This window comes from Pedobacter ginsenosidimutans (assembly GCF_001442625.1).
GTDB lineage: Bacteria > Bacteroidota > Bacteroidia > Sphingobacteriales > Sphingobacteriaceae > Pedobacter > Pedobacter ginsenosidimutans.
Genome location: NZ_LMZQ01000015.1, coordinates 13,548 through 38,637 on the forward strand (window position 1 = coordinate 13,548; position 25,090 = coordinate 38,637).

A 25,090-nucleotide genomic window follows, 5' to 3' on the forward strand; every position below is an offset into this window, starting at 1 on the left:
GATTTTATGGCACTAACAATAGATTTGAAAGGGAAAATAGCTTTGGTAACCGGTGTTACCTCTGGTATTGGGTTGGGGATTGCCAAAATGATGGCCAAAGCGGGCTGTACCGTGATAGGTTGTGCAGAACAAAGTGAAACGAGTGATGTTGCCCAACGGTTTTTAGCAGAAATGGAGTCTTTTGATGCACATACAGACTATTTTAAAGCTGATATGGTGGTAACTGAAGATATAGATGGTCTTGTATCAGATATTACCAGTGACTATGGGCGATTGGATATTTTGGTTTCTAACGCTGATCAGAATGTATTTACGCGTTTAGAAAATAGTACCGAAAAAGACTGGCAGTTTAATTTGGATTTAAACCTTTCTGCACATTGGCGTTTGGCCAAACGCTGCAAGTCGTTATTAGAGGGGAATAATGGGGTGATTATCGTAATGGCGCCCAACCATGCTTTTGCCGGTATCTCCGGCTGTGCGCCTTATAACATTGCCAAAACTGCATTGACGGGTTTAGTGAGGAGTTTGGCTATAGAATCGGGCCCCGGCATTAGAACAATAGTTATTGCGCCGGGCTTTATCGATCCGCCAGGTAAGCAGCAATGGTTTAATTCATTTATACGGACCGAAGAAGAAAGGCAGCGGACCATAGATCTTCATCCGGTAAAAAAACTGGGTACAGTAGAAGAAATAGGAGGCTGGTGTGTCTTTTTATCTAGCAAGTACGCCGGTTTTGCATCTGGAACTACCTATTTAATTGATGGTGGCCGAAATGCAGTATTGCGGGATAATTGAGACTTGAGACTTGAGACTTGAGACTTGAGACTTGAGACTTGAGAAAAAAGGGATACCAAGATAGGAGTAATTTTTTAACAATAAGATGGATATTTGGAAGCCAGATGTGCTTTGTAAAGCAGGTTTAATTTTAGTTAAAGGCTAACTGGCAACTGGACTTCTGACTCCCGACTAAAGACTTCGGACTAATTTCTACTTCACCCGCACATTTTCTCCTGCTAACCTAACCGTTTCGCTAATTCTTGTTGCTCTTGTTTCTGTTCTTTTGGCTTCTGATATCCATTTTAGGATAGCTTTTTTGGAAGAACGAGGGAATTTTTCCCAATGGGTTTGAGCCAGCTTATTTGATTCAAATTCTTTTTTTAAATCATCGGGTACAATCAGATTTTCCACATCGTTCAGGGCATCCCACATGCCATTGGCTTTAGCTGTTTCGATTGATTGTAATCCTGCGTTGCTCATCAATCCTTGGGCTATCATGTGTAATGCCTTATTCTTGTTAATTGCGCTCCAATTGCTTTTAGGTTTTCTTTTGGAGAAAAATTGATAACGGCTCTCTTCATCACGTTTCATCGTTAAACTATCAATCCAACCATAACAAAGGGCTTCATCAACGGCGTTGCTATGAGGTAAACTATTTGCTGATGCATCTTTTTTATAAATAATTAACCAAACAGATGCTTCTTTTTCATGGTTTTCGGCGAGCCACTGGCGCCAATCGGCCTGGGTTCTGGCATAAAAAGCTTTAACTCCGTTTTTTATTTCTTCCATAAAATGATAGAATCGTTTTTTTGATGCTTAATCTTATTAAGATATTAAATTTACCATTAATGTAATTGTTTTAATCGAGATTTATATTGGCTAATCAATCTTTAAGGAATATGCGTAGCGATTATCTACATTCAATGGTTACTGTTTTATATTTACAAGCTTTAAGTTTCTAATCGTTTTTGTTTTGTCGCTGGGATTAAGTCAGGGAGCTGCTTATTTGTTGAGGAAGATCCCTTTGGCAAAAATACAGGTAACTGTATAATGTCAAATTAAAATTCAATTACCGCATTTGATGAGGGCCTTCCTTGCCTTATTTTAAGCTGTTCCTTGTATTGCCAAGGGCTATTACCAAAGTTGTCCAGGCTTGAATATCGACCTGCCTGAAAAAAATTCTCAAACACATAAGGTAATCCTTCTGCATACAGGCGGCTATCTCGATCGGCTAAATGGAAATGGAGATGAGGACCCGTAGATTGTCCGGTAAAGCCCAATTGTGCAATTATGTCACCTTTTTTAACTTTCTCTCCTGGTTTAACCCGAATACTGTTTGGCTTTAAGTGTTCATAAAAAGCATACTGGCCATTAGCGATTTTTAGGGAAATATAATTGCCGCTGGCTTGTTCGGGTGCAGGGCTTTTGTGCTGCGAAACAGTTGCTGATTCTTTAAAATCATTGCGTACCGAAGATACAGTACCATCCGCTACGGCAATGATTAAATTCTGATAGCCAAACCAGTTTTGGATAGAATCTGTATTTTTCGAGGCATATTTCCCCATACTGTCTACACGGATAAAATCGATGGCAAAACGGCCAGGAAGAAATTGCTTTCCCTGTTCTGAGTAAAATACTCTTCTATGTCCTGAAGTCCATGCCGGATCATAAATGGCAGTCCATAAACCTGCTTGCAGTGGCTTGCCCAATACCGTTGGTTTAGTAACTGTTGGATGTAATGCTGTTATGATAAATGTTGTTGTGTAGCGTTTGGTTTGGTGGTGAATCCAAAACTCAAGTTTGTTTACTATAGTTTCGGCTTTTACTACCTGGGTTTCGAGCTCTATATAAATTAATCCAGAGCCGCCAGCAGGAATGATCAGATTTCTGTTTTCCCTATCGCTGCTTTTTGCATGGTCGGCAAGTTTTGGCCCACTTAGGTTAAGGTATGACTTGTTTTGTCCTGATATGTTTAACCTTTTTAGTTCAATGGTATCTGTGCCAGCATTTTTTAATTGAAGTTCATAATAGAGGAAAGAATTTGTTCCGATCTTGGTCCATGATGGATTTTGGTGAATAGATAATGATATTACTTCTTTATTTTGAGCAAAGAGGGGCTCAAAGAGCAGACCTAAACCAAGAAGAAAAGTGATCGTTAATAACTGTTTAATCATGTTTTTGAATTTTATCAACTCCAGAGTAATTATGGTTAATTTGTTCACTAGTCATTGGTTCATTTTTTTATGATCGTTTAATCGCCTTCAGACTCCTGGCTAATTCCTCGTCTTAACGCCTCCCAGCTCCAAACCCTCAGCTCCAAACTTATCTAATCACCTCATATATCAGCTGTACAACACCTGATGGAGCGCTTTTTGTTTCTTTTAATGTTAACCAAACCCGATTGGTAATTTCGCTGAACAGTAATTTTCCTTTGCCCAATATTACGGGATGTACTGCCAGTTGCAACTCATCAACCAGGCCGGTATTTAAAAAAGTCGATATTAATTTTGCACCACCATACAGCCATATGTTTTTGCCGGGAAGCTTTTTAATTTCGTTAACCTTTTGCACAATATCCGACTGGATAAAAACAGCAGCTGTATCATCGCTGCTTTTAGTATGCGAAAAAACATACTTTTTCTTGCTGTTTATATTTTCGGAGATCGATTTCATCAGATCATTTTCTTCTTCTCCGGGTTGGTAATTTCCCCAAAGGTCGTAGCTGATCCTTCCATAAAAAATAGAATCTATACCATCTAAAAAATCGTTAAAATTGGCATCGCCATCCATAATGCACCAATCAATTTCTCCATTAGGTCCTTCAATGTAGCCATCAAGCGTAACGGCAAGGTTTAGAATAATCTTTTTCATATTTCGAAATTATTTTATCCGTTCGATACTAAAAGCGCGATTTTCTTTATTAAAACCCACTTTAGGATAATAATCAAAAGCAGTAGGTACTGATAAGAGGATGAGCATGCATTGAGGGCCAATTTTTTCGCGTGTTATCGCAATCATTTCCTTGCCTATTCCCGAGCTTTTTAAATCTGTAAATACAGCCAGATCTGCGAGGTAAGCGCACCAGGCCCAATCGGTAATGGTTCTGCAAACACCAACAAGTTTATCCTCTTGCCAGGCCGTAACCAATAAATCTGCATTTTTTAACATCAATGCTATCCTTTCTGGTTCAGTAGGCCTTTTAAGTCCGGCCTGGACAAATAGTTCAATTACTTCTTCTGGCGTAGGCATAACACCTATCTCATAGGTAATATTCATATCAATAGGTTTTACTACTAAAATACAAAATATCACTTAATGGACTAATATAAAATCGGCTTTGAGATTAGATTTGACATTCATCACCATCAGTTAATTTTTCAACTTAACCTTAAGTTAACATATACGCTCTTACTTTGTTCAGCATTGCCTGATATAGATGCTTTTAACATGATCAAATCCTTTAGTGTTCTTGTGCTTTTTTTGCTTTTCATTTCGAATGCGATTGCCCAGGAAGAAAAATTCGAATCGATTATTGCGCTGAATCAAAAAGATCCGACTGCAGCCCTGGCTCAATTAAAGAAAATATACGCCAAATCTATCGATGACAATGATGAGCTTTTAGAAGGCAAATGTTTGCAGCAAATGGGCAAGGTTTGTTATACACAGGGGCATTTCAGTCAATCGTTAGAGTTCTTTTTAAAAGCCGATAAAATATTCAACAATGCCAGTCAATCGCTTTTATTGGCTGCCAACCTTAACGATGCGGGCGTGCTCTATTATTATATGAAGCAGAAAGACAAGGCCATGCACAGCTATAACAAAGCCATTAGTATTTATAAAAGATCGAATAACTTAACCGGACAGGCAACCGTTTTAGGCAATATTGGTCAGTTATACGAAAAAAGGCAACTTTACGACAGCGCATTTTACTATCAAAAACTGGCTTTAAAAATAAACGAACAGGTTAACGATAAAAGTGGGACGGCAAAAATACACGAAAACCTGGGTAGTATATATGAAGATCTGGAGCGTTACGATTCTGCTTATGTGCATTTCAAACAGTCGTTAAATTTATATCAGGAAGATCATAATGATCTGGGGAGTATTGAGGTAATTAATAATTTGGGCGATATCCTCCGTAAAACAGGGCGATATAAGGAAAGTATTGTGCAAACCGAAACTGCATTGAAACTGGCCGAAAAGATGGGCAATATTTATCAGTTAAGCTCTTGTTGCAGAGACTTGGGCAAGGCATACGAACTGTTGAACAATATGGACAGCGCCTATCACTATGTAAAACTTGGCTATAAATACACTATCGATCTGTATTCGGAAGACGGTGCCCGGCAGGTAGCGTTTTTGCAGGTGCTTTACGATATCAATAAAAAATCGGATGAGATTAATAAACTGAAAAACGACCGGAAGGTGAACAGGATCATTGCTTTTTCTGCCACAATTGTAGTTATATTATTGGTTGTTTTGGGATTTGTTGTTTTTAGCAGACAAAGGTTAAAGTTAAGAGATCAACAGATGCTGGCACGGCAGAAGGCCATAGAACATGATATGACCAGTCTGGCGCTCAAAAATCTTCAGCTCGAAGAGCAAAATCTGAAACAGTTGCTGGAGGTTAAAAGCAGAGAACTGTCTACCCATACCTTAAATCTGATTAAACACAACCAATTCCTTGAAAATCTTAGGAGCACCTTACAAGCGATGGTAAAAGAGGATAAGCGCGATCAGAAAAAACAGATGAACCAGATCCTCACGGAGATTAATCAAAGCTTTAATCACGAACGCAACTGGAAAGAATTTACGGTGGCTTTCGAACAGGTGCACCATCAATTTCTCGAAAGCCTGAAAAAATATAGCAATGAGCTTACTTCTGCCGATATGCGCTTGATTGCACTGTTAAAAATGAACCTCGATTCAGGTGATATTGCAACCTTGCTTGGTATATCTACCGATAGCTTAAGGGTATCGAGATACAGGTTAAGGAAAAAGCTAAATCTGGAGCAAGGCGATAATTTATCGGCATTTATCCAGGCTTTATAACCGTTACATCAGCTGTAATATATTACCTGTTTTTTTGATTTTTAAGGGCTTAACAATTTGTTAATGTAACGGTAATAAAAGCATAACGGCGTTTTGTGGTGTGTTTAATTTATTGATAATCATTGTGTTGTGTTTTTGTGTTGCCTTTTGATATATGCTTGTTGTAACGCTGTTGCCTTTATGTAACCTCAATAATTTCTTTGTGTAAAATGGTGTATACACCTTTGTCCCGTCGATAATAAAAAGACATTACCAAACACAATGAATAAACTATTACAAATTCTGTTTTTACTTCTTTTTTGTGCAGGCACAGCTAATGCCACAAAACTGAAAGGCCATGTTTACGATAAGCAAACTGGAGAGGCCATTGTAGGTGCAACAGTGGTTTTAGAAAACCCAAGACGCACAACCAATACCGGATTAGATGGTACTTTCGAATTTAAGGATGTAAAAGTAGGTGCTGCCAAAATTAGCGTAAGCTACATTACCTACAAAACCATCGAGAAAACCCTGGTGATATTGAAAGAGGATAACGATCACTTAAAGTTCTACATGGAGAGCGATTCGAAAAGCCTTGATGATATTACCATCAAGTCGAACGCAGTTAGTTCTACTGATCAGGGTGCAAGACGTTTAGAAAAAAATGCCCCACAGCTGATGAATATCGTATCAGGAAGGTCGATTGAGATTTCGCCAGATTTAACGGTGGCCAATGTGATGCAGCGTATTTCGGGTGTATCTATAGAGCGCAATAGCAATGGTGATGGGCAATATGCCATATTAAGGGGGATGGATAAACGCTACAACTATACTTTGGTAAATGGCGTGAAAATCCCAAGTCCGGACAATAAATACCGTTATGTTCCGCTTGATCTTTTTCCTTCTGATTTACTTGATCGTTTAGAGGTGTATAAAACGCTTACCCCAAATTTAGAGGGCGATGCCATTGGCGGTGCCATTAATATGGTGATGAAAAATGCGCCTGGCTTATTGCAGGTAAATGCCAATGTTTCTACAGGGTATAGCCAATTGTTTTTCGATCGTAAGTTTACCAGTTACAATGCTTCAGGTATTAATTATAAATCGCCTTACGAGATAAACGGGAAAAACTACAATGCCACTCAAAGCGATTTTACCAAGGGAACACTCGATTATAAATATAAAAACCCTGCACCTAATTTAATCGGAAGTTTATCCTTAAGTAAACGTTTTTTGGATAATAAACTCGGGGTGGTACTGGCAGGAAGTTATCAGAATACTTACCGTGGCAGCAACAGTACTTTTTACAATAATTCGGTTGTAGGCATCGATCCTTATGCCAAAATTACCAGTAAAAGTTACCGTGAGTATTCTGAACAGCAACAACGAACAGGCTTACATGGAAAAATTGATTATGTTTTTAATAAAGATCACCAGATCAGTTTGTACAATGTATACGTTAACCTAAAAAATCAGCAGGTTAGAGATGCTGTAACCACTACCTATAATGGGGTTTATAATCCAACAGCCGGGAATGCAGAATTGGTTTACGATACCCGTAGTCGCTTAACTGAGCAGCAGATTTACAATACTACGCTTCATGGCGATCATAAATTCTTTGATGATAAATTTAAAGTACAATGGTCGGCTGTTTATTCTTCAGCCAAAAACGATGTGCCCGATAATACCAGTATCAGTTTAAATGGGGTACAACAGAATTTTCAAAGCAAACGTACCAGTTTGGTTAATAGCAATCCGGTTACCCGCAGATGGGAACGTAATACCGATGAGGACTTAGCGGGCTACCTGGATCTGACCTACCAGGTTTTAGCTGGCGAGCATAAACTGGATGTTATGGCCGGAGGTTTATACCGTGATAAACAAAGAAGCAGTTTCTTTAACAACTACAATCTTGCCCCAAGTGCAGCCAATGCATTTGATCTTTATGGTGTGAATTTTCAGCATTATACCGATTTAAACCTCATAGTCAGTAATCCAACAGGGGCAGTGTCTAATTCACTAACCTACGATGCGAGTGAAAAAATAGCTGCTGGATATGGTATGTTTAAATACAACTCAGCTAAATTAGAAGTGATAGGAGGGCTTAGAGTAGAACATACCAACCAAGGCTATAACCTGCTTTTTCCTGCAGGCGAAGCTTTTCCGAAAGGAAATCAGATTTATACCGATCTGTTGCCTAGTTTAACTGCAAAATATTTCTTAAGCCAAAAAGCACAATTACATGCTTCTTATTACAAAGCCCTGAACCGCCCTGGTTTTTATGAAATTGTACCAGGAAAGGTGAAAAACGAAGAATTTATAGAGCGCGGTAATGTGAACCTGCAACGTGCCTTAGCCGATAACTTCGATTTACGCTACGAACTTTTTCCAGGCGCTTCAGAGCAATTGTTGGTTGGTGCTTTTTATAAACGGATTAAAAATCCTATTGAATATACCTTTCAGGCTGATGCCGTTCGTGGACAAGACACTTATTATACCCCAGGAAACTTTGGTACGGCCAATAATTATGGTGCAGAGGTAGATTATATCAAATATTTCAGCAAAATAGGCCTGAAGGCCAATTATACCTACACGCATTCGCGTATTAACACCACTAAAACCACTAGGGTTATCAATAGTACCACTGGAGATACGGAACCGGCTAATGTTAACCAGGAACGTCCGCTTTACGGTCAGTCGGCGCATATAGCCAACCTATCCTTGTTGTTTAAAGACACTAAAAAAGGTTGGGATCTTCAGCTTGCAGGTGCCTATACAGGACCACGCATCAACACGGTTTCGCAATTTTTAAATAACGATTTGTGGCAGGAAGGATTTGTACAGGTGGATGCATCTGCGGAGAAGCGTTTTAAAGGTGGGATCAGTGTTTTTGTAAAAGCCAATAACATCTTAAATACACCGACAAAACTATTTATAAAAGGTACAAACCCAGCAAATAACGATATCAAAGAAGATTTGGTTAAAAATGGAAAGACCTTGATCAGAAGTGATTATTATGGCCAGAACTACCTTGTTGGCTTTAGATACAAGTTTAATTAATAGAATTTAAAGATATAAAGACATGAAATCGAATCAGATTTTTAAATTGATGATCCTGACGGTGCTAGCCTTAACAGGATGCGAGAAAGCCAATATAGATGTAGATACCAGCGCTGTCGATGGTTCGGCAATTGGCGAGGTTTCCGGGGTTTGGGCGAAAGGCAGTACACAGGTAATTAAAGGTGATATTGTAATCCCGGAAGGGAAAACGCTAACGATTGAAGAAGGGGTAACGGTATTGATGGATACGGTTGCGAAACCAGAAATTATTATAAAAGGCAATTTGTATGCTTTAGGGACCACAGAGAACCCTATTAAATTTACCGTAAACGATTTTTACAAAACACCGTTAACTAAGTTTGGTAAACTCTGGGGCGGTATTTTGGCTGGCCCAACATGCGAGGAACTGGTGCTTGATCATGTAATTCTAGAATACGGCGGTGCTAAAACATCCGATGCTTCTACTTCAGTAAAAATGGGCCTGTATAAGGTTGCGGGCGAAAGTTTGCCAGCGCTTTGGTTTGCCAATGCCAGGGGCAGATTGGTAGTTCAAAATAGTACCATCAGAAATTTTCAGGAAGATTGTACTTATATTGAAGGTGGAAGAATAATTTTTGCCAACAATGTGTTTTATACTACGGGTGTAACAGGAGGAGAAGCCATGAACTTTAAATCGGGATGTTTGGCTGATATAGCCTATAATTTAGTTTATAGCACCAATACTAATGCCTTAAAATTATCTAATACTGGAGATAAAACGCCACAAACATATATTATTGCTTACAACAATACGATGGTGAATACAGGCTGGAGAAGGCCAACTGCGAAAGGCGGATCAATCTGGCTGGAAAGTACGGTGCGTGCCGATCTGTATAATAATCTTTTTGCCAATACACGTTTTGGTGTAAAAAGAGATCCAAAAAAGCCTGAAGATAACCGTTCTGCTTACAGCAATAACTGGTATTATGGTTTCGATCAGGCTACCGTAAATCAGTTTCAGCCATCTGGCGACATTGTGGGCGGTAAAAATGATGTAATTAGCAATGTTGCCGGAGCAAATGACCCTAAATTTGTGAATTATCCTTTAAATACAGCGGTTACCAATGCCGATTTTAATACCGCATGGGATTTTCACCTGCAGGGCAACTCACCAGCTTTGGGAAAGGGCATCACCAACTTTACCCGTCATCACCAGGCCGGAATTATAATGAAAAATGGTATCACCTATAGCTCACCTTCACCATCAACATTTGTTGGTGCATATGGAACTAAAATATAAAATGAAGCATAACAATATATTAAAACTTACCGCTTTTGCGGTTTTAAGCCTGGCCATTTCTTGCAATGGAGGTGTACAAAACGAAAATAGTACAGCAGTAAAACCCTTATATGTGTCCGATCCTGTCGATTTTGATACTGACGATCCTGCTATCTGGGTAAACCCGAACGATCCAGCTCAGTCTTTGGTAATCGGTACCGATAAAGATAGCAGTGGTGGCTTATACGTTTTCGATCTGAAAGGTAAAATCATCAAGTCGAAAACTGTAAAGGGTTTAAAGCGACCAGATAATGTTGATATTACCTATGGTTTGTTACTCGCTGGAAAAAAAACAGATATTGCCGTAACCACAGAACGTTATACGCATAAACTACGTATATTTTCCCTTCCCGATATGAAAGCAATCGATAATGGTGGGATTCCTGTTTTTGTTGGCGAAACAGAGGCAGAGTACCGCGATTTGATGGGGATTTCGATGTATACCGACCCAAGCGGAAAAATTTATGCAATTGTTGGTCGTAAAACGGGGCCTAAAAATGGAGGATATCTTTGGCAATACCTGTTAACCGATGATGGAAAAGGCAATGTTAAAGCAGATTTGGTGCGGAAATTCGGCCAGTATAGTGGCAAAAAGGAAATAGAAGCCATTGCTGTTGATAACGAACTGGGTTATGTTTATTATTGCGATGAGCAGGTAGGTGTACGCAAGTATTATGCCGATCCGGCCAAAGGGGATGAAGAATTGGCACTGTTTGGGCAGGGCGATTTTGCTGTCGACAATGAAGGAATCGCTATTTATAAAACTTCAGGTAATAAAGGATATATCTTGGTATCCGATCAGGGCGCTAAGCAGTTAAAAGTGTATGACCGGGTGGCTAAAGCCAACACTGCTCATCCACACCCATTGTTAACCACCATTAAATATTCAGCCAATCAAACCGATGGTGTTGATGTGGTTTCAGTTCCTTTAAACGCCGATTTTAAACACGGTTTGTTAGTGGCCATGAGTGATGATAAAACCTTTCATTTTTATAGATGGGAAGATCTAGCGGGTAAAAAACTGGATGTAAACAGGTAGCTTACGATGAATCGTCATCTCCGTAGTGTTCCAAAGGAACTCCTTTGGAGGAGAGATCTTTTGATATAGTCCAAAGATCTTTGCACTCCGCGTTGATCCGGAGATGACGCCCGTTTATTTAAACTGCAATATTATTCGATAATTTATACTCAGACGGGATAATTCCCGTCTGTTTTTTAAAAGTATAATTTTTCATTTTAATGTCCAGATAATGGTTGGTTTATAGAAAATTTTCCTGAAAAGCGTTGTTGTTGATCGGAAATTTCAGGCTTTCTATCCTTAAATCATTCCCGTTTGTATCGGTAAAAGTGACATATGGATAAAGCGGCCCTGGAGCAGTTTTTTTTTATCTTGAAGCTCGGTAATTTTAGATCGCAGACAATGAAGTCGGCCCTAAATCCAAATTACAATGCTTAAAACAACTAAAAAAATCCGTTTAACAATTGCAGGCTTAGCCCTAGTTTGTGGAGGTTTAACCCTTTCAAGTGCTTTTGCTTTCGTAGCTGCTCCAGCTGAATGTACTACCATCTGTGGACCAAACCCAGATTATGATTGCAAAATCTCCTACAGCGATGGTTCTTACATCTACTGTACATATTCGCACTCAAGACCAACAACACCTACCCCTGTTGTAGCAGATTAAGTTATTTGATTTCCGGCCCTATCCTTCGACCACTGTAGGAATGGGCCGGAATCTTATCCATTCATTTTTTTTGTGATCTGAGCTATGAAAATCAAAGATTTAGGAATAATAACAATTTTTTGCTGTTTGTTGGGCTTTCTTATGGCATGCCACAGTCCGGTGAGGCAATATGAGTTTACAACCGGCAAATTCAAAAAGGATACCGTGCTATCTGGAACGCCGGTGAAACAAGAAAATCTCAAAATGCCGATGGGCATCTGCGTATTTGCAGAAAAAAATCTCCTGTTGATTATCGATGTGCAGGATTCGATGCTGGTGAAAGCATACGACCTCAAAAGCCTTAAATTTATCAAGTCGTTCATTAAAAAAGGTCCCGGTCCTAATCAGCAGTTAGATTGCCACAAGGTCCAATATAGTGCCGATTTTAAACATATTTATGCTGTAGACAGGATCAAGCAAAAGATCTATGCTTATAATGCCGACGATATTTCGGCACCGGGAGCGGCAGTGTTCCCAGAAAGTGATATTATGCTGGAACACCATCAGATATATAACCCTTCGGTACTTGCCGATGGCAGTATTGTAGATTACAGCAGCTATAAAGCCGATGAAAAATCTTCGGTATTCAGTTTCTACAACAGTTATGGCAATTTGCTATATAAAAAAGGAGATTTTCCTAAAATTAAGACCGCTTACGGCCCTCAGGAGCAGAATGCAGCTTTTTTGGGCTGGTTTACGCCGTTTAAAAACGGAAATAATATCATTTTGGCCTACCTTAATACCGATGTACTTGATCTATACAATAACCAAGGGGTATTATTGAAGCGTGTGCAAGGGCCTGATTACTTTGAACCAGCTGTAAAATCGGTAAAACATTTTAATGGCACCATGGTGATACCCGATGAAAAAGCATTTCATGCCTATTCAAGCGCAAGGGCTAAAGATAATGAGGTTTACGTACTGTACGAGGGCAAAGAGGTGCTGGAACAGGGCGGATACCACAAAAAACTGCTGTTCAACTTCAATAGCAATCTGGAGCCAGAAAGCCTGTTCCTGCTTGATCAGCCTATTTTTGCTTTCGACATTGATTGGAGCCGCAAAGAGCTTTATGGCCTTACTCACCAATATAAAGACAAAAACTTAATCAGAATAAAATTACCATGAAAATTAAACTACTAAACGCCATACTTTTGATAGGGCTAATGCTTTCGGGATGTGCCGATCACAATCAGTATATGGATGAACTTACCTATAAACAGTTAACCAAAATCGGCCACTCCGATGATATTTTACTGGTTTACTATTTTGATGGCGATTGCTCAATGTGCCTGGCAAAGGTAAAAGCCATCGAAAAATATACTTCGGCTGCCAAATCAGGGTTGAGTCCTGTTTTTATCGCGAAAACCATGAACCCGCAAGTAATGCATTTCAACCTTGCCCAGCTTAATGTGAAAAGTGCTGTATATCAGGAGCGCCACAACGAATTCGAAAAAGCAATTGTATTCAATAAAATAACGAAAATAAACCCTAAAAGGGTAGTAACGGAATTTAACGAGGCAGAGATTGCCCAATAATATTTAATGAAAAGAAAGATGAAGAAACATGGACTATATATGTTATTGGCAGTATTACTCATTGGTCAACAACAGGTTTCGATGGCGCAAAAACTGCCAAACACACAAAATAAAGGCGTAATCCTGCCTGCAGCTTTCAAAATTGATGGACTTGCCGAAGAATGGGGTAATAATTTTCAGGCTTACAACAAAAACACCAATATATATACCACAATGGCCAACAATGATCAGTTTCTGTACCTGGTTGTTCAGGCTGCCGAGCCTATTATCATCAAAAAAATTATTGGTGGCGGTATCAGTTTTACTGTATGTGCAGCAGGTAAAAGATCTGATCCCAATCCTTTTGCGGTAACTTATCCAATGGTCGACAATAGCTATCAAACATCCATTTACAGCACCGTAAACCTGCTCCGGGGAAATGCTGGTAAGTCCGATTCTCTGGTTGAGGCTGCCAACAGCAAAATTGCCAAAGAGTCGAAAACAATTAAAATCAGAGGTTTTAGAACTATTGGTGATTCGATTATTTCGATCTATAACAAAAACGGGATCAAAGCTGCCAGCCGTGTTAGCGATAAAGGAACTTTAACCTGTGAGTTTTTGATACCACTAAAACTCCTCCACATCTCAGGTGCAAATAAGCAGACCATTGCCTACAACATCATGTTAAACAGTCCAACCGTACTCCAATCTACCAGTACCAAAAAGGGAAAGCTCACCGCTGTTGCCATATCCATACCAAGGTCTTTGTCCAATAACGAAAGTGATTCGAACGTGATCCAGTACCCCACTGATTATTGGGGTGAATATACGTTTAAGAATTAGGGGGTAGAATTGCTCGTACTGCGGATTTCCATATTGTTCTTTATCATCAGCGGCATCTTAAACCCGCTGTTTGCCCGGCAGGGCAAAAATACTGCCGTGAACGGAAAAGAGATCCACGATATCAGCGGTATTGTGCAGGATAGCCTGGGTAAACCGGTAATTGGGGCAACTGTAAAGATCAGGTACGGGAAAGATTCATTGGTTACGCACACCGATGAGGATGGCGTTTTCTATTTCGAAAATTTCGGGAGCGCCACTTTTACCATAACCGTAAGCGGCATCGGTTTTTCGGATGTGGTACGGAGGTATCTGAACAATTACCTCAAGAAAACCATTGTGTTAGATCCCATTGTTCTCAAGCAGTCGGTAATGGAACTTGCCGAAGTTAAAGTAAATGGAACGCCATCCATAAAATATAAAGTGGATACGGTTGAGTACCGGGCCGCCGACTATACCGTACCGCCCGCGGCTAGGCTGGATGAACTCCTTAAAAAAATGGAGGGCATGGAGGTGGGGAAAGACGGTACGCTCGTTTATCAGGGGCAGGAGGTAAGTCAGGCAAAACTGAACGGGAAAGCATTTGCGGGTGGTGAGGTTAAGCAGGCTATCCAAACCTTGCCCGCGTCTATTGTAGAAAAGATCCAAATTATAGACGACTATGGCGATTTTGCAGCTAAAACCGGTATTAAAGACGGTGCTGCAAAAAAGACGCTCAATATTACCACAAAGCCCGAAAGATCCATCGGGACCTTTTCATATATCAAAGCGCAGGCGGGCAATAACGATCGCTATGCCAATGAGTTAACGCTCGATAATCTCAATGCCAATAGGGTGATCCATATTGGGGGGGATCTTTCTAAAACCGTAAATGGAATAGCCAGCGCCGACCCCATCAGTAGCTCGCTCAATGGCGATCAGTTTAGGCCGGCGAGCCAGGGCAATACTGCCATGGCCACGCCTGCTATCTCTTACGCAAACGAGTGGAACGGGGCTTTATCACTTGTAGCCAGTTATAGCTACAACTATTTGAGCAATGATGCCGTGGTCAAAAGTTATGGCGATAATTTCTACTCTAGGGGGCTGTCGTCTTTCTCCTCAGAAAATGTGAACGATAACCTACTCCGGGCGCACGAATTTAAATTTCAGATGGATATCAACCCCAGTAAAGCCAATTTTTTTCAATTCACAGTGGCATTTGTCCATCATAGCGCCGAACGGCAGGATAGTGCTTTAACAAATGCCTTAAACGATTTTAATACAGGTTTTGAATATCAGCGTTCACAGTTGAATAATTTTCTGGCCAATCCATCTACTGATTATAACTTCAGTACAACTTATTTACATCTTTTTTCCAAACCCAAAAGGATATTTTCTTCACAGTTCTCTTATTCACACGAAAGAAACCGGTCTGATCTGGAAGCTAAAACACGTTATAGCTATTATCAGGATGCTTCGTTCCTGAATTTAGTAAATGATTCGCTCACCAATCTTTTAACGGTTAAAAGTGATAGGCTAAACCTATATAAGGCAAACTTGGTGTACACTGAACCTTTAAGTGAGTTTGGCAGGTTGGAGCTTGGCGCGGTGCTGAAACTTTCGAACCATATAAACAGTGCTATATCAGAAACACAGGGAAACATACCGGGCGGAAATGCCTTGCCTTACACAAACGATTTTAGGTTTAATTTTACAGATACCAAGCTGAGTTTGGTTTACCGTTACGGGAACAACAAAAGCGATCTCAGCCTTGGGGTAGCCCTAATGCCTAGCCTGCTCAGCACCCTGGAGGGGCAAAAAAATCACAATGCGCAGTTCAGGATTGTTCCTGTAATTAAATATTCAAGATCATGGTCAATGGTAGAGCGCTTTCAGTTCAGTTATACCGCTTATAATAGCGAACCCAATGCCCAACAGCTACAGCCCTTTACCGACCGATCGGATCCGAACAACCTGGTTTTAGGAAACCCGATGCTCAAAACGGCATTTACGCATTTCTTCAATACCAACTACAGCCGTTATTTTCCCAATCAGAAAATCAATGTTTCGGGCGGGATAGATTTTAGGTTGTACAAGGATCGGGTGGTGGCAGATTTAGGTCAGTTTACTTCCGAATTGGCAAATGGGATAACCAAAACTACTACATTGACCAGTTTTGCCAATAAAAACGGCAGTTATCAGGCCATAGGCAGGTATGGGTTATCTAAACAGCTAAATAATAGGGCTTTTGCTTTAAGTTTCAATGGTAATGTGGTAATCAACAGTATGATTGCATTGAGCAACGGCAGCGATTACCGGGTTTCTACAAAACAGTTTAATGAACGCTTTTCGGCACGCATTGCCATCAATAACAGTTTCGAACTTAATCCATATCTGGGCCACCGCTTGATCAGTTCGGGTTATTCGTTGGCCGATGTTGCGCCAGATCATACTTCCATAGCCCAATTGGCTTTAGATGGCAAACTTTCTTTTGCCAAAAACTTCCTTTGCTCTTTTGAAATAAATAAAAATTTTGTGAAAGGCTTAAGCGGGAATGTTTCTAACCCTTTGATCATCAATGCAGGCATTGAAAAGTCTTTCTTTAAACAGCGATCGCTTACCTTAACTTTCAACTGTTTTGATCTGCTGCAGCAGAACAACCTGATCCAGCAGGTAATTACGCCTCAGAGCAATATTTCTACGCTGTCAAACCCTTTCAGCAGGTATTTTTTGCTGGGTTTAAGGCTCAATCTTCAAAAATGGAGCGGTACGCCGCAACGTAATGGTGAGCCGATGAAACGTAGGGGCGATGGCAGTTTTATCAACTGATCGTTACCGAACCCACTTAAAGTCTTTAATACCGATCAACATAATTTACAGTTGCCCTGAAAGATTTCGAACAGTTGCAGGATATTGTACAGGTTTTTGTTTGATGCGTATTTCGAGCGTATAACGTTCCTGGTTGTCTGTATTGATCTTGATTGTTGCATCATTGCCATACGCATATTGCATGCGCTTGATGATATTGTTCAAGCCAGAGTGCGCCCCACCGCTAGGCCTGGTTTGGGAGATGCGGTTTGATGTGTTGATTACCAGTTCATTGTCTTCTAAAGTGACCGAAATCTTTGCGGGGTCTTTTGGATTGCGGAGGTCGCCATGTTTAAACATATTTTCAACTACAGTGATCATTAACAGCGAGATGATGGACAGTTCCAGTACATCTTCATCATAGTAGAAATGGATACTCAGCGAATGATCGGCACGTAGCTGATGCAGGTTGATGAGATTCTCTATCTGTGCCACTTCTCTTTTAACCAGCGTTTCATTTTCATCCGGATTTACTTCAACCGCATAACGCATGATCTCCGAAAGCGAACTGATGGCTTCTGCTGCCGTAGGGGCTGTGGGCCTTGAATTGTGATAAATAAAATCAAGTGTGTTGAAAAGGAAATGCGGGTTGATTTGGGCACGGAGGTAGGCACCTTCGGTCCTTGCTATCTGTATCAGGTTTTTTAATTGGTCTTTCTCCAGGTTATCGCTCTTTTTCCGCTCGGTGAGGTAATTCTTAAGAAAGTAATAACCGGTTGAGAAAACTATAAAATAACAGCCCCTAAAAATAGTGCTGATACAAAACTGGTAGTTGAAAGCAACAGACGTTGAACCCAACACTGAAGTATATTGCAGCAACAACCAGTGGGCGGCAAATATGAGCAATGTATAGCTGCCAATCTCTACCAAAAACAATAACGGAAGTACAATAATGCTGATCCGCCTGCGCAGAAGCCCAATGCGCATCGTAAATTCTGCATGGAAATAAAACAGGCCGATATTGATCAGGTAATTGATCAGGTACCTCACCGGATGACCAAAATGATTGAGATAAAGCCCCACCATCACGATCTCATAAAACAGGAATACCAACCACCCGTAAAAGTGGTATTTGTACTTTTTAACGAATTTTAACAGCCTGTTTTTTGTGGTATTCGGGTCGTCTGTATGTTCAAACATGTCGTCGGTATAAAATTTTAGCAAATGCGCGGCAAACAATGGAATTTTCAGAAAAAAAAACATGAAAAACGTTCCAAAGATCACCAAAAAAACAATTTTTTATTTCAGGGCAAAAAGCATGTCGCTAGGTTTTAACACCACCCAGACCGATCAAACTACGGTGACCATCACCATGACCAATACTGGGCAGTTCTGATCAGTTTACCTTTCCCGATATGTGATGTTTAATGTCCGATCCCTGATGTACTCCATCACCTGCTCGCGATAGAATTTTCCTATGGTGAGCAGGCTTCCATCGGTCATATAGATAGAGTTACCCTCTATCTTAGCAATATATTTCTGGGAGATCAGAAAGGACCTGTGTATCTGGATAAAATCTGGATAGCCCTCCAATATATTGCGCATTTCGGTAAGGCTGATGTAGGTCACAACCTGTTCGTTCAGTGTTTGGATACGGACGTAGTTCTGCAGGCTTTCGATGTAGATGATATCATCATAACGGATACGGATCAGGTTGTTGCGCTCTTTTTTACTGCGGACGAAAAAATAACCATCGTTACGTTCGATGTTATGTTCCTGTATCACCTGCGTTTTAGGGAACAGCCTATTTACGGCATCGGCAAATCTGGCAATGCTGTAAGGCTTCAATAAGAAATCGTGGGCATGTACTTCGAAAGCATCCAGTGCATAAACACCATGAGAAGTTGTAAAGATAAGCTTTTGGGCATATTGTGATATGGATTTTGCAAGCTCAATGCCATTGATCATGGGCATGTCAACATCCATAAACATGATATCGATCGTCTTTAAAGTGGGAACTTCAACAAGCGCTTCCAGGGGATTGGTGAATATCTTAACAAGCTCAAGCTGCGGCATTGCATTAATGTAGGATTTGAGCCCATTAATGGAGTTTGTGTCATCGTCAATGATGATGCATCTGAGTTTCATAGCGTTAAATAGTGTTTTGTTTTGTTTGGAGACTCCAAAATATTAAAAAAAGAAATGTTATCAAAATTTTTAACATTTGTGTAGGAGTCAACTTACAATTTTAAGTAAGAAGAGCTTTATAGTTTTAGCTAAATATAATTTAAAAATTGGTAATCGATTTGTTTACAGCATAGTTGGGATTCGCCAAAAAAAAAGACTAGCCTATCTGTATGGCAAGTCTCTTTAGTCTGCTCTCCGCAATGACCTAATTGTTTAGGTAATATTATATATAGGTATCGGGGCTGCATTTTTCTCACTTTTTTGCGTACCGAAACATGGAGCGAAAGCATCGTTACGCTGCCAGCCATTGTTTTCAAATGTTTAGGTAGTTTTCTCATAATTCGTTAATAATTGATTAGGGATTAAATATTTGGTTAATGATTATTTGGATGGGATGTCGCTGGATTGCAGATAGTATTAGTAGATAATAAATATAATGTGTAGTATTAATTATGCAAATCAAAATTTAATGGAATTTCCTGTTTTAAGTCCAGATAGGGTATGAACGATTTTTTGCTGATCAGTAAATAACACCATTAATGGTTGATGTTTTTAAATCCAATGGTTGGGAATGGGGAGGAGATTGGGTAAGTTTTAAAGATCAGCGGCACTTACAGATCGACTATGGCTATACATGGCAACAGTTGCAGACCAAAATGAGCCTTGGCGAGCAAAAGAATAGCTATGTAATTCCGGACAGAGAGCCAGTTACCGTATCTAACCTTTATGGTACCTACATCTGCATTAAATTTTAGAACAGGGCCCTCAACTAACTTTGAAAAGATTGAAAAAATACCAGTGATCCAAAAAGGTGAGTATGTTGCAGAAATTTCGCGCAATGGAGAATAGAGTTTGGTTACCTACCAAGAATTACAGGGCTACGTTAACAATAAATATCTTTCAAAGTAATTGATTCGTTTCTAATAGTTTGTGAATCAATGGTTAAATTTCAGGTTTCCCGCAGATTGCGCAAAAGACGCAGATTTTGTTTTTAACTACAGAATGTACAGAGCGCAACACGTAATTAATATCTGTGCGCATCCTTTTTATCTGTGGTTAATTCTCTTTCTGATGGTCGGTGGTTTACCTGCCATATATCGCTTAAACCGCAATATTATTCGATAATTTATACTCAGATGGCGTAATTCCCGTCTGTTTTTTAAAATATTTGCCAAAAAAAGAGGAGTTGCTAAAGCGTAGTTCCATGGCAACCTCCGAGATATTCATAACGTGGCTGGTTAATAATAGTTTCGCCTCCCTGATCACCATTTCATCAATAACTTCTCCCGCTGTTCTATCGGTTACCTGTTTAACAACCTGCGATAAATGCCTTGGCGTAATGCGTAAACAGTTAGCATAATAAATTACACGTTTTTCCTTCTTAAAGTTTTCTGATACCAACGATAAAAACCGATTGGTGAGTTCTGTCTTGCTATCATGAGCAAAAGGTATTGGATCTTTCTGTTTATTCTTTAACAAAAAGAGGTCGTACAGTAGTTCCAGGAAGCTATTGTGCACAATATTTTTAATCTGCGGGGTATCTTTAGGTACATTCAGCTTTTTGTGCAGGGCAAGCATATCATAGTAAATGAATGTATATTCTTCCTTTGATAATGAAAATTTATGAGTAGGATCGTTCTGGAACATTCTGTAAGCTTCTCCGCTATTAAAGAATATCCCCTTGGTTTTTAAATAATTTTTGTTAAAATGGATGCTGATGAAAGAAACGTCACTGTTATCCTTAATCTCATAAACGGCATGTGGAAAAATGAGTAGAATATCTCTTTGGTTTAATACATGCTCTACAAAATTTATTCGAAGGTTCATTTTTCCTTTTGTGATCAGAATTAAAGCATAACTCGATACGCGGAAAGGTTCCGAACTGCAATAATGCGGATCACTACTGTGATGGATTTTTGCCATTAATCCATCATTTAAAGAAAGTGCTTCCTCATGGTTTTTTTCTGAAAAAGTTTTATTGAGTAACTCTTGTTGCATAAAATCGATCAGCGTTTTTTAATAATTTCTTAACAGATTCGATCATCTTTTGCACTACAATTTTAGCCACCCTTTTACGGATAGTTTTTCGCCCTTTTATCTGTCGGATTTTGTACTGGCAAATGTAATGTTCGAGATCAATTTTGCAAGAATAATTTTTTAAAATGACTAATTTCTGATTAATTTTCAATCTTTTGATTAATAAATATTAAATTTTAATTGACTTGAAAACAGTAATTTATGTTATTTGTTGTGCTGTTTTTTATATTTTTTATCGTTTTACTATTTTATAATAAAAGTCAGAATGTCAATTGGTCAATTCATCTGAATGTCACATTTTGCCGATCCAACTTTTTGACCAATATATCCCACATTTGAACCTTTTTTTGGCTTCAATTCCGCGTTAAAATTGTGTTATCAAATCGTTTGGTTAATACGGCCTTAATCTACATAGTGGATTTTAATCTCTACAAGTAGCATTCAGGTGCAGGCCAAATTTTCAGAACAGGGTTTTAAAAACTGAAGAATATAAGTGTTTCAGCATGCGTAAAAAATTACAAGATAGAATTGCCTCTTTTAAGGATGCGGCGGTGATAAAAGAAAAGGGATTATATCCTTATTTCAGGTCGATAGAATCAGGCCAGGATACCGAGGTGGTTATAAATGGAAAAAAGGTACTCATGTTTGGTTCAAATTCCTATTTAGGGTTAACCAATCATCCTAAAATAAAAGAAGCCGCAAAAGCAGCCATCGAAAAGTATGGAACTGGCTGCGCAGGATCGCGGTTTTTGAACGGTTCGCTCGATATTCACCTCGAATTGGAAAACCGTTTGGCCGAATATGTGGGCAAAGAGGCTGCAGTACTTTTTAGTACTGGTTTTCAGGTCAACTTAGGGGTAATATCCTGTTTATTAGATCGTAATGATTATCTGTTGCTTGATGAGTACGATCATGCCTCAATTATTGATGGAAGCCGTTTGGCCTTTTCGCGCACAATTAAATATGCGCATAACGATATGCAGGATCTGCGCCGAAAACTAAGCAGATTACCTGAAGATGCCGCTAAACTGATTGTTTCTGATGGTATTTTCAGCATGGAAGGCGATTTAGTTAATCTTCCTGAAATGGTAGAGATTGCCAACGAATTTGGCGCCAATATCATGATGGATGATGCACATAGTCTTGGTGTAATCGGTTTTAATGGCTCCGGTACAGCATCACATTTTAACCTTACTGAAGAGGTAGACCTCATTATGGGTACTTTTAGTAAATCGCTGGCCTCTTTAGGTGGTTTTATTGCTGGTAGTGCCGAAACCATCGAGTATATCAAGCACCGTGCCCGCTCACTGATGTTCAGTGCAAGTATGCCACCTTCTGCTGTGGCAAGCGTAATTGCTGCATTGGATATCATCGAATCTGAGCCTGAAAGGATTGATAAACTCTGGGCCAATACAGAATATGCGAAGAAACTTTTGCTTGAGGCTGGTTTCGATATTGGGCACAGCAATAGTCCGATTATTCCCATTTATATTCGCGATAATACCAAAACCTTTATGATTACGAATATCCTGCAGCAAAACGGGGTATTTGTAAACCCAGTTGTTTCGCCCGCAGTACCTTCCGATTCGTCTTTGATCAGGTTTTCTTTAATGGCCACGCATACTTTCGATCAGATCGAATCAGCCATAAGCAAACTAAGTGCTGCTTTTAAAGCTGTTAACGTAGAATTAGTAGGAAGCCAATCATGAGAGAACTGGTAAAGGTTTCTGGTAAAAAGGCATTGGCTGCTTTTGTGGATTTTCCTCATGAATTATATGCTGGCGATGTAAATTACGTGCCCGAACTTTTTATTGCCCAGCGCGATCTGCTTACCCCAGGCAAACATCCTTTTTACGAACATTCGGAAATACAGCTTTTTTTGCTGTACGACGAAGGTAAAGTAGTTGGGCGCATTGCAGCAATTAACAATAGAAACCACAATAAGGTTTACGGCGGACATGACGGTTTCTTTGGTTTTTTCGATTGTATAAACGATGTGAAGGCTGCCTTGCAACTTTTAAATGGAGCACAGAATTGGTTATCGGAAAGAGGGCTGACAAAAGTTTTAGGTCCGGTAAATTTTTCGACCAATGAAGTATGCGGATTACTGATTGAAGGTTTTGACGGGCCACCTGTAGCCATGATGCCATATAATGCACCATATTATCTGTCGCTTTTGGAACAAACTGGTTTTCAGAAAAATGTCGATTTAAGGGCCTACCGCTACACCGCGGGCAATTATAGCGAAAGATCGGTTAAACTGCTGGATAGGATAGAAGAACGGTTACTCCGTAACGACATCGTGCTGCGTAAAATCAACATGAAAAAATTCAAGGAGGAGTGTAACGCCGTGAGGGAGGTATACAACAAAGCATGGGATAAAAACCTTGGTTTTGTACCGATGACGGATAAAGAATTCGACTATACGGCAAATGACTTAAAACTGATCCTCGACCCTGAGTTTTGTATCCTGGCCGAGCAGCATGGCAAGATTGTAGGTTTTGCATTGGCCATTCCCGATATCAATCAGATCCTGATCAAAATTAAACGCGGTAGGTTGTTCCCAACAGGTTTAATCAAGCTTTTGACCAATAAAAAGAAAATTGATGGCATCCGTATTTTGTTGCTTGGTGTGGTAGATGGCTACCGTAAAATGGGGATTGAAGCTTGCCTTTACGGTCGTATCATCAAACATTTCAAGGCTAAAAACATGAAATATGCAGAGGCCAGCTGGACTTTAGATCATAACGATCTGATCAATAAACCTATTGAAGATATTGGTGGAAAACTATATCGTAAATACAGGATTTTGGAGAAAGCGATATGAAAAAGCGGGTGTTGATTACAGGAGCGACAGGATTTGTAGGGTACCACCTGATTAAATCTGCTTTGGCGAATGATCTTGAAGTGTATGCGAATGTACGGCAATCGGCCACTGCAACACATCTTAAAGATTTTCCGATCAACTATGTTGACCTTGATCTTTCTTCTATATACCTGTTGAAGGAAAATATAGAGGAAAAAAGATACGACTACATCGTGCATGCGGCTGCGGTAACCAAGGCCAAAAAACGCGATGATTACAATCAGGTAAATGCTATTTATACCCGGAACCTGGCTTTGGCGGCTTCTAAATCAATACATAGAATAAAGAAATTTGTATTTATCAGCAGTTTGGCTGCGTTGGGGCCTTTAAATCAAAAGAATGAAAAACTGACTGATATGGGGGCATCAAATCCGGTAACCAATTATGGGATCAGCAAAGCACTCGCTGAGACGTACTTGGCTCAGATTCCGAATCTGCCCTTAATCACCTTTAGGCCCACAGCAGTATATGGCCCACGTGAGAAAGACATTTTTATATTAATTAAAACGATTAAAGCAGGGCTGGAGCTGTATATCGGCAAACAGGAACAGGAACTGAGCTTTGTGTATGCCACCGATTTGGCTAATATCATTATAAAAGCACTTGCATCTGATGTAGTTGGCAAAAGTTATAACATTTCTGATGGGGCAGTTTATAACCGCTCTGCACTAGCTTCCCATGTGCGTAAGGCTTTAAACAAAAAAACATTGACCGTGAATGTACCTGTACAGATGATCAAGAGCCTTGCCTGGTCGATGGAACGGTTGTATGGCATGTTTAATAAGATTCCGGCCCTAAATGTAGATAAGATAAAAGAACTCACCGCCCTCAATTGGGGCTGCGACATTAAAAATATTCAGAACGACTTTGGTTTTGTGCCCCAATTCGGGCTCGAACAAGGGCTTAACGAAACCATAAACTGGTACCGTAAAAACAATTGGTTATAAGATTT

At 39.8% G+C, this 25,090-nt stretch carries 22 protein-coding genes; 15 read left to right on the forward strand and 7 right to left on the reverse strand.

From position 1 onward, the window contains the following. Positions 1 to 6: 6 nt before the first annotated feature. Entirely contained in the window at positions 7 to 795 is a 789-nt protein-coding gene (locus ASU31_RS18260) for an SDR family NAD(P)-dependent oxidoreductase (RefSeq protein WP_057933720.1), read from the forward strand. Positions 796 to 987: 192 nt separating this feature from the next. On the opposite strand, the gene ASU31_RS18265 is transcribed toward ASU31_RS18260, so the two are convergent. From ASU31_RS18265 to ASU31_RS18280, 4 genes are all read right to left on the reverse strand, one after another. Further along, positions 988 to 1,566 (reverse strand): YdeI/OmpD-associated family protein, encoded by a 579-nt coding sequence (locus tag ASU31_RS18265; RefSeq protein WP_057933721.1) that lies wholly within the window; start codon positions 1,564 to 1,566, stop codon positions 988 to 990. A gap of 269 nt (positions 1,567 to 1,835) precedes the next feature. Continuing rightward, positions 1,836 to 2,951, reverse strand: coding sequence for a M23 family metallopeptidase (locus ASU31_RS18270; protein WP_057933722.1), 1,116 nt, complete (start codon positions 2,949 to 2,951; stop codon positions 1,836 to 1,838). A gap of 148 nt (positions 2,952 to 3,099) precedes the next feature. After that, the gene (locus ASU31_RS18275) at positions 3,100 to 3,648 is read right to left on the reverse strand and encodes a dihydrofolate reductase family protein (protein ID WP_057933723.1); all 549 of its coding nucleotides are present in this window, start codon (positions 3,646 to 3,648) and stop codon (positions 3,100 to 3,102) included. A 9-nt stretch (positions 3,649 to 3,657) separates the two neighbouring features. Continuing rightward, complete coding sequence (locus tag ASU31_RS18280) at positions 3,658 to 4,053, reverse strand: GNAT family N-acetyltransferase (protein ID WP_057933724.1); 396 nt, start codon at positions 4,051 to 4,053, stop codon at positions 3,658 to 3,660. A 171-nt stretch (positions 4,054 to 4,224) separates the two neighbouring features. On the opposite strand from ASU31_RS18280, the gene ASU31_RS18285 reads away from it, so the two are divergent. The 9 genes from ASU31_RS18285 (at position 4,225) to ASU31_RS18320 (ending at position 17,069) form a co-directional block, all read left to right on the forward strand. Beyond that, complete coding sequence (locus tag ASU31_RS18285) at positions 4,225 to 5,829, forward strand: tetratricopeptide repeat protein (RefSeq protein ID WP_057933725.1); 1,605 nt, start codon at positions 4,225 to 4,227, stop codon at positions 5,827 to 5,829. Positions 5,830 to 6,090: 261 nt separating this feature from the next. After that, on the forward strand, positions 6,091 to 8,868 hold the full coding sequence (locus tag ASU31_RS18290) for a TonB-dependent receptor (RefSeq protein ID WP_057933726.1): 2,778 nt from the start codon (positions 6,091 to 6,093) through the stop codon (positions 8,866 to 8,868). A gap of 22 nt (positions 8,869 to 8,890) precedes the next feature. Further along, on the forward strand, positions 8,891 to 10,147 hold the full coding sequence (locus ASU31_RS18295) for a hypothetical protein (protein WP_057933727.1): 1,257 nt from the start codon (positions 8,891 to 8,893) through the stop codon (positions 10,145 to 10,147). A 1-nt stretch (position 10,148) separates the two neighbouring features. Continuing rightward, on the forward strand, positions 10,149 to 11,225 hold the full coding sequence (locus tag ASU31_RS18300; RefSeq protein WP_057933761.1) for a phytase: 1,077 nt from the start codon (positions 10,149 to 10,151) through the stop codon (positions 11,223 to 11,225). 409 nt (positions 11,226 to 11,634) lie between these two features. Next, the gene (locus ASU31_RS27570) at positions 11,635 to 11,868 is read left to right on the forward strand and encodes a hypothetical protein (protein WP_157258098.1); all 234 of its coding nucleotides are present in this window, start codon (positions 11,635 to 11,637) and stop codon (positions 11,866 to 11,868) included. Between the two features lie 141 nt (positions 11,869 to 12,009). After that, entirely contained in the window at positions 12,010 to 13,032 is a 1,023-nt protein-coding gene (locus tag ASU31_RS18305; protein WP_167346203.1) for a BF3164 family lipoprotein, read from the forward strand. Continuing rightward, positions 13,029 to 13,442: a hypothetical protein gene (locus ASU31_RS18310; RefSeq protein WP_157258101.1), complete on the forward strand. Its 414-nt coding sequence runs from the start codon at positions 13,029 to 13,031 to the stop codon at positions 13,440 to 13,442. The genes ASU31_RS18305 and ASU31_RS18310 overlap by 4 nt, the downstream gene beginning before the upstream one ends. Positions 13,443 to 13,448: 6 nt before the next feature. After that, positions 13,449 to 14,264, forward strand: a complete 816-nt coding sequence (locus tag ASU31_RS18315) for a hypothetical protein (protein WP_157258104.1) — start codon at positions 13,449 to 13,451, stop codon at positions 14,262 to 14,264. A gap of 9 nt (positions 14,265 to 14,273) precedes the next feature. Beyond that, complete coding sequence (locus ASU31_RS18320; protein WP_083505421.1) at positions 14,274 to 17,069, forward strand: TonB-dependent receptor; 2,796 nt, start codon at positions 14,274 to 14,276, stop codon at positions 17,067 to 17,069. A 45-nt stretch (positions 17,070 to 17,114) separates the two neighbouring features. Here ASU31_RS18320 and ASU31_RS18325 read toward each other — a convergent pair whose 3' ends face one another. Beyond that, positions 17,115 to 18,248, reverse strand: coding sequence for a sensor histidine kinase (locus ASU31_RS18325; RefSeq protein ID WP_167346204.1), 1,134 nt, complete (start codon positions 18,246 to 18,248; stop codon positions 17,115 to 17,117). A 61-nt stretch (positions 18,249 to 18,309) separates the two neighbouring features. On the opposite strand from ASU31_RS18325, the gene ASU31_RS28005 reads away from it, so the two are divergent. Then, complete coding sequence (locus tag ASU31_RS28005) at positions 18,310 to 18,444, forward strand: hypothetical protein (RefSeq protein WP_280739862.1); 135 nt, start codon at positions 18,310 to 18,312, stop codon at positions 18,442 to 18,444. Between the two features lie 5 nt (positions 18,445 to 18,449). Here ASU31_RS28005 and ASU31_RS18330 read toward each other — a convergent pair whose 3' ends face one another. Continuing rightward, positions 18,450 to 19,196: a LytR/AlgR family response regulator transcription factor gene (locus ASU31_RS18330; RefSeq protein ID WP_057933733.1), complete on the reverse strand. Its 747-nt coding sequence runs from the start codon at positions 19,194 to 19,196 to the stop codon at positions 18,450 to 18,452. Positions 19,197 to 19,774: 578 nt separating this feature from the next. Between ASU31_RS18330 and ASU31_RS18335 the strand changes: the two genes are divergently transcribed. After that, complete coding sequence (locus ASU31_RS18335) at positions 19,775 to 19,990, forward strand: M15 family metallopeptidase (RefSeq protein ID WP_057933734.1); 216 nt, start codon at positions 19,775 to 19,777, stop codon at positions 19,988 to 19,990. A gap of 346 nt (positions 19,991 to 20,336) precedes the next feature. On the opposite strand, the gene ASU31_RS18340 is transcribed toward ASU31_RS18335, so the two are convergent. Beyond that, positions 20,337 to 21,233, reverse strand: coding sequence for a helix-turn-helix domain-containing protein (locus tag ASU31_RS18340; protein ID WP_057933735.1), 897 nt, complete (start codon positions 21,231 to 21,233; stop codon positions 20,337 to 20,339). Positions 21,234 to 21,775: 542 nt separating this feature from the next. Between ASU31_RS18340 and spt the strand changes: the two genes are divergently transcribed. From spt to ASU31_RS18360, 3 genes are read left to right on the forward strand one after another with little or no spacing between them, the layout of a single operon-like run. Continuing rightward, positions 21,776 to 22,981, forward strand: a complete 1,206-nt coding sequence (gene spt, locus ASU31_RS18350) for a serine palmitoyltransferase (protein WP_057933737.1) — start codon at positions 21,776 to 21,778, stop codon at positions 22,979 to 22,981. Next, complete coding sequence (locus tag ASU31_RS18355; RefSeq protein WP_057933738.1) at positions 22,978 to 24,099, forward strand: hypothetical protein; 1,122 nt, start codon at positions 22,978 to 22,980, stop codon at positions 24,097 to 24,099. The genes spt and ASU31_RS18355 overlap by 4 nt, the downstream gene beginning before the upstream one ends. Further along, positions 24,096 to 25,085, forward strand: a complete 990-nt coding sequence (locus tag ASU31_RS18360) for an NAD-dependent epimerase/dehydratase family protein (RefSeq protein ID WP_057933739.1) — start codon at positions 24,096 to 24,098, stop codon at positions 25,083 to 25,085. Before ASU31_RS18355 ends, ASU31_RS18360 begins: the two co-directional genes overlap by 4 nt. Positions 25,086 to 25,090: the final 5 nt, after the last annotated feature.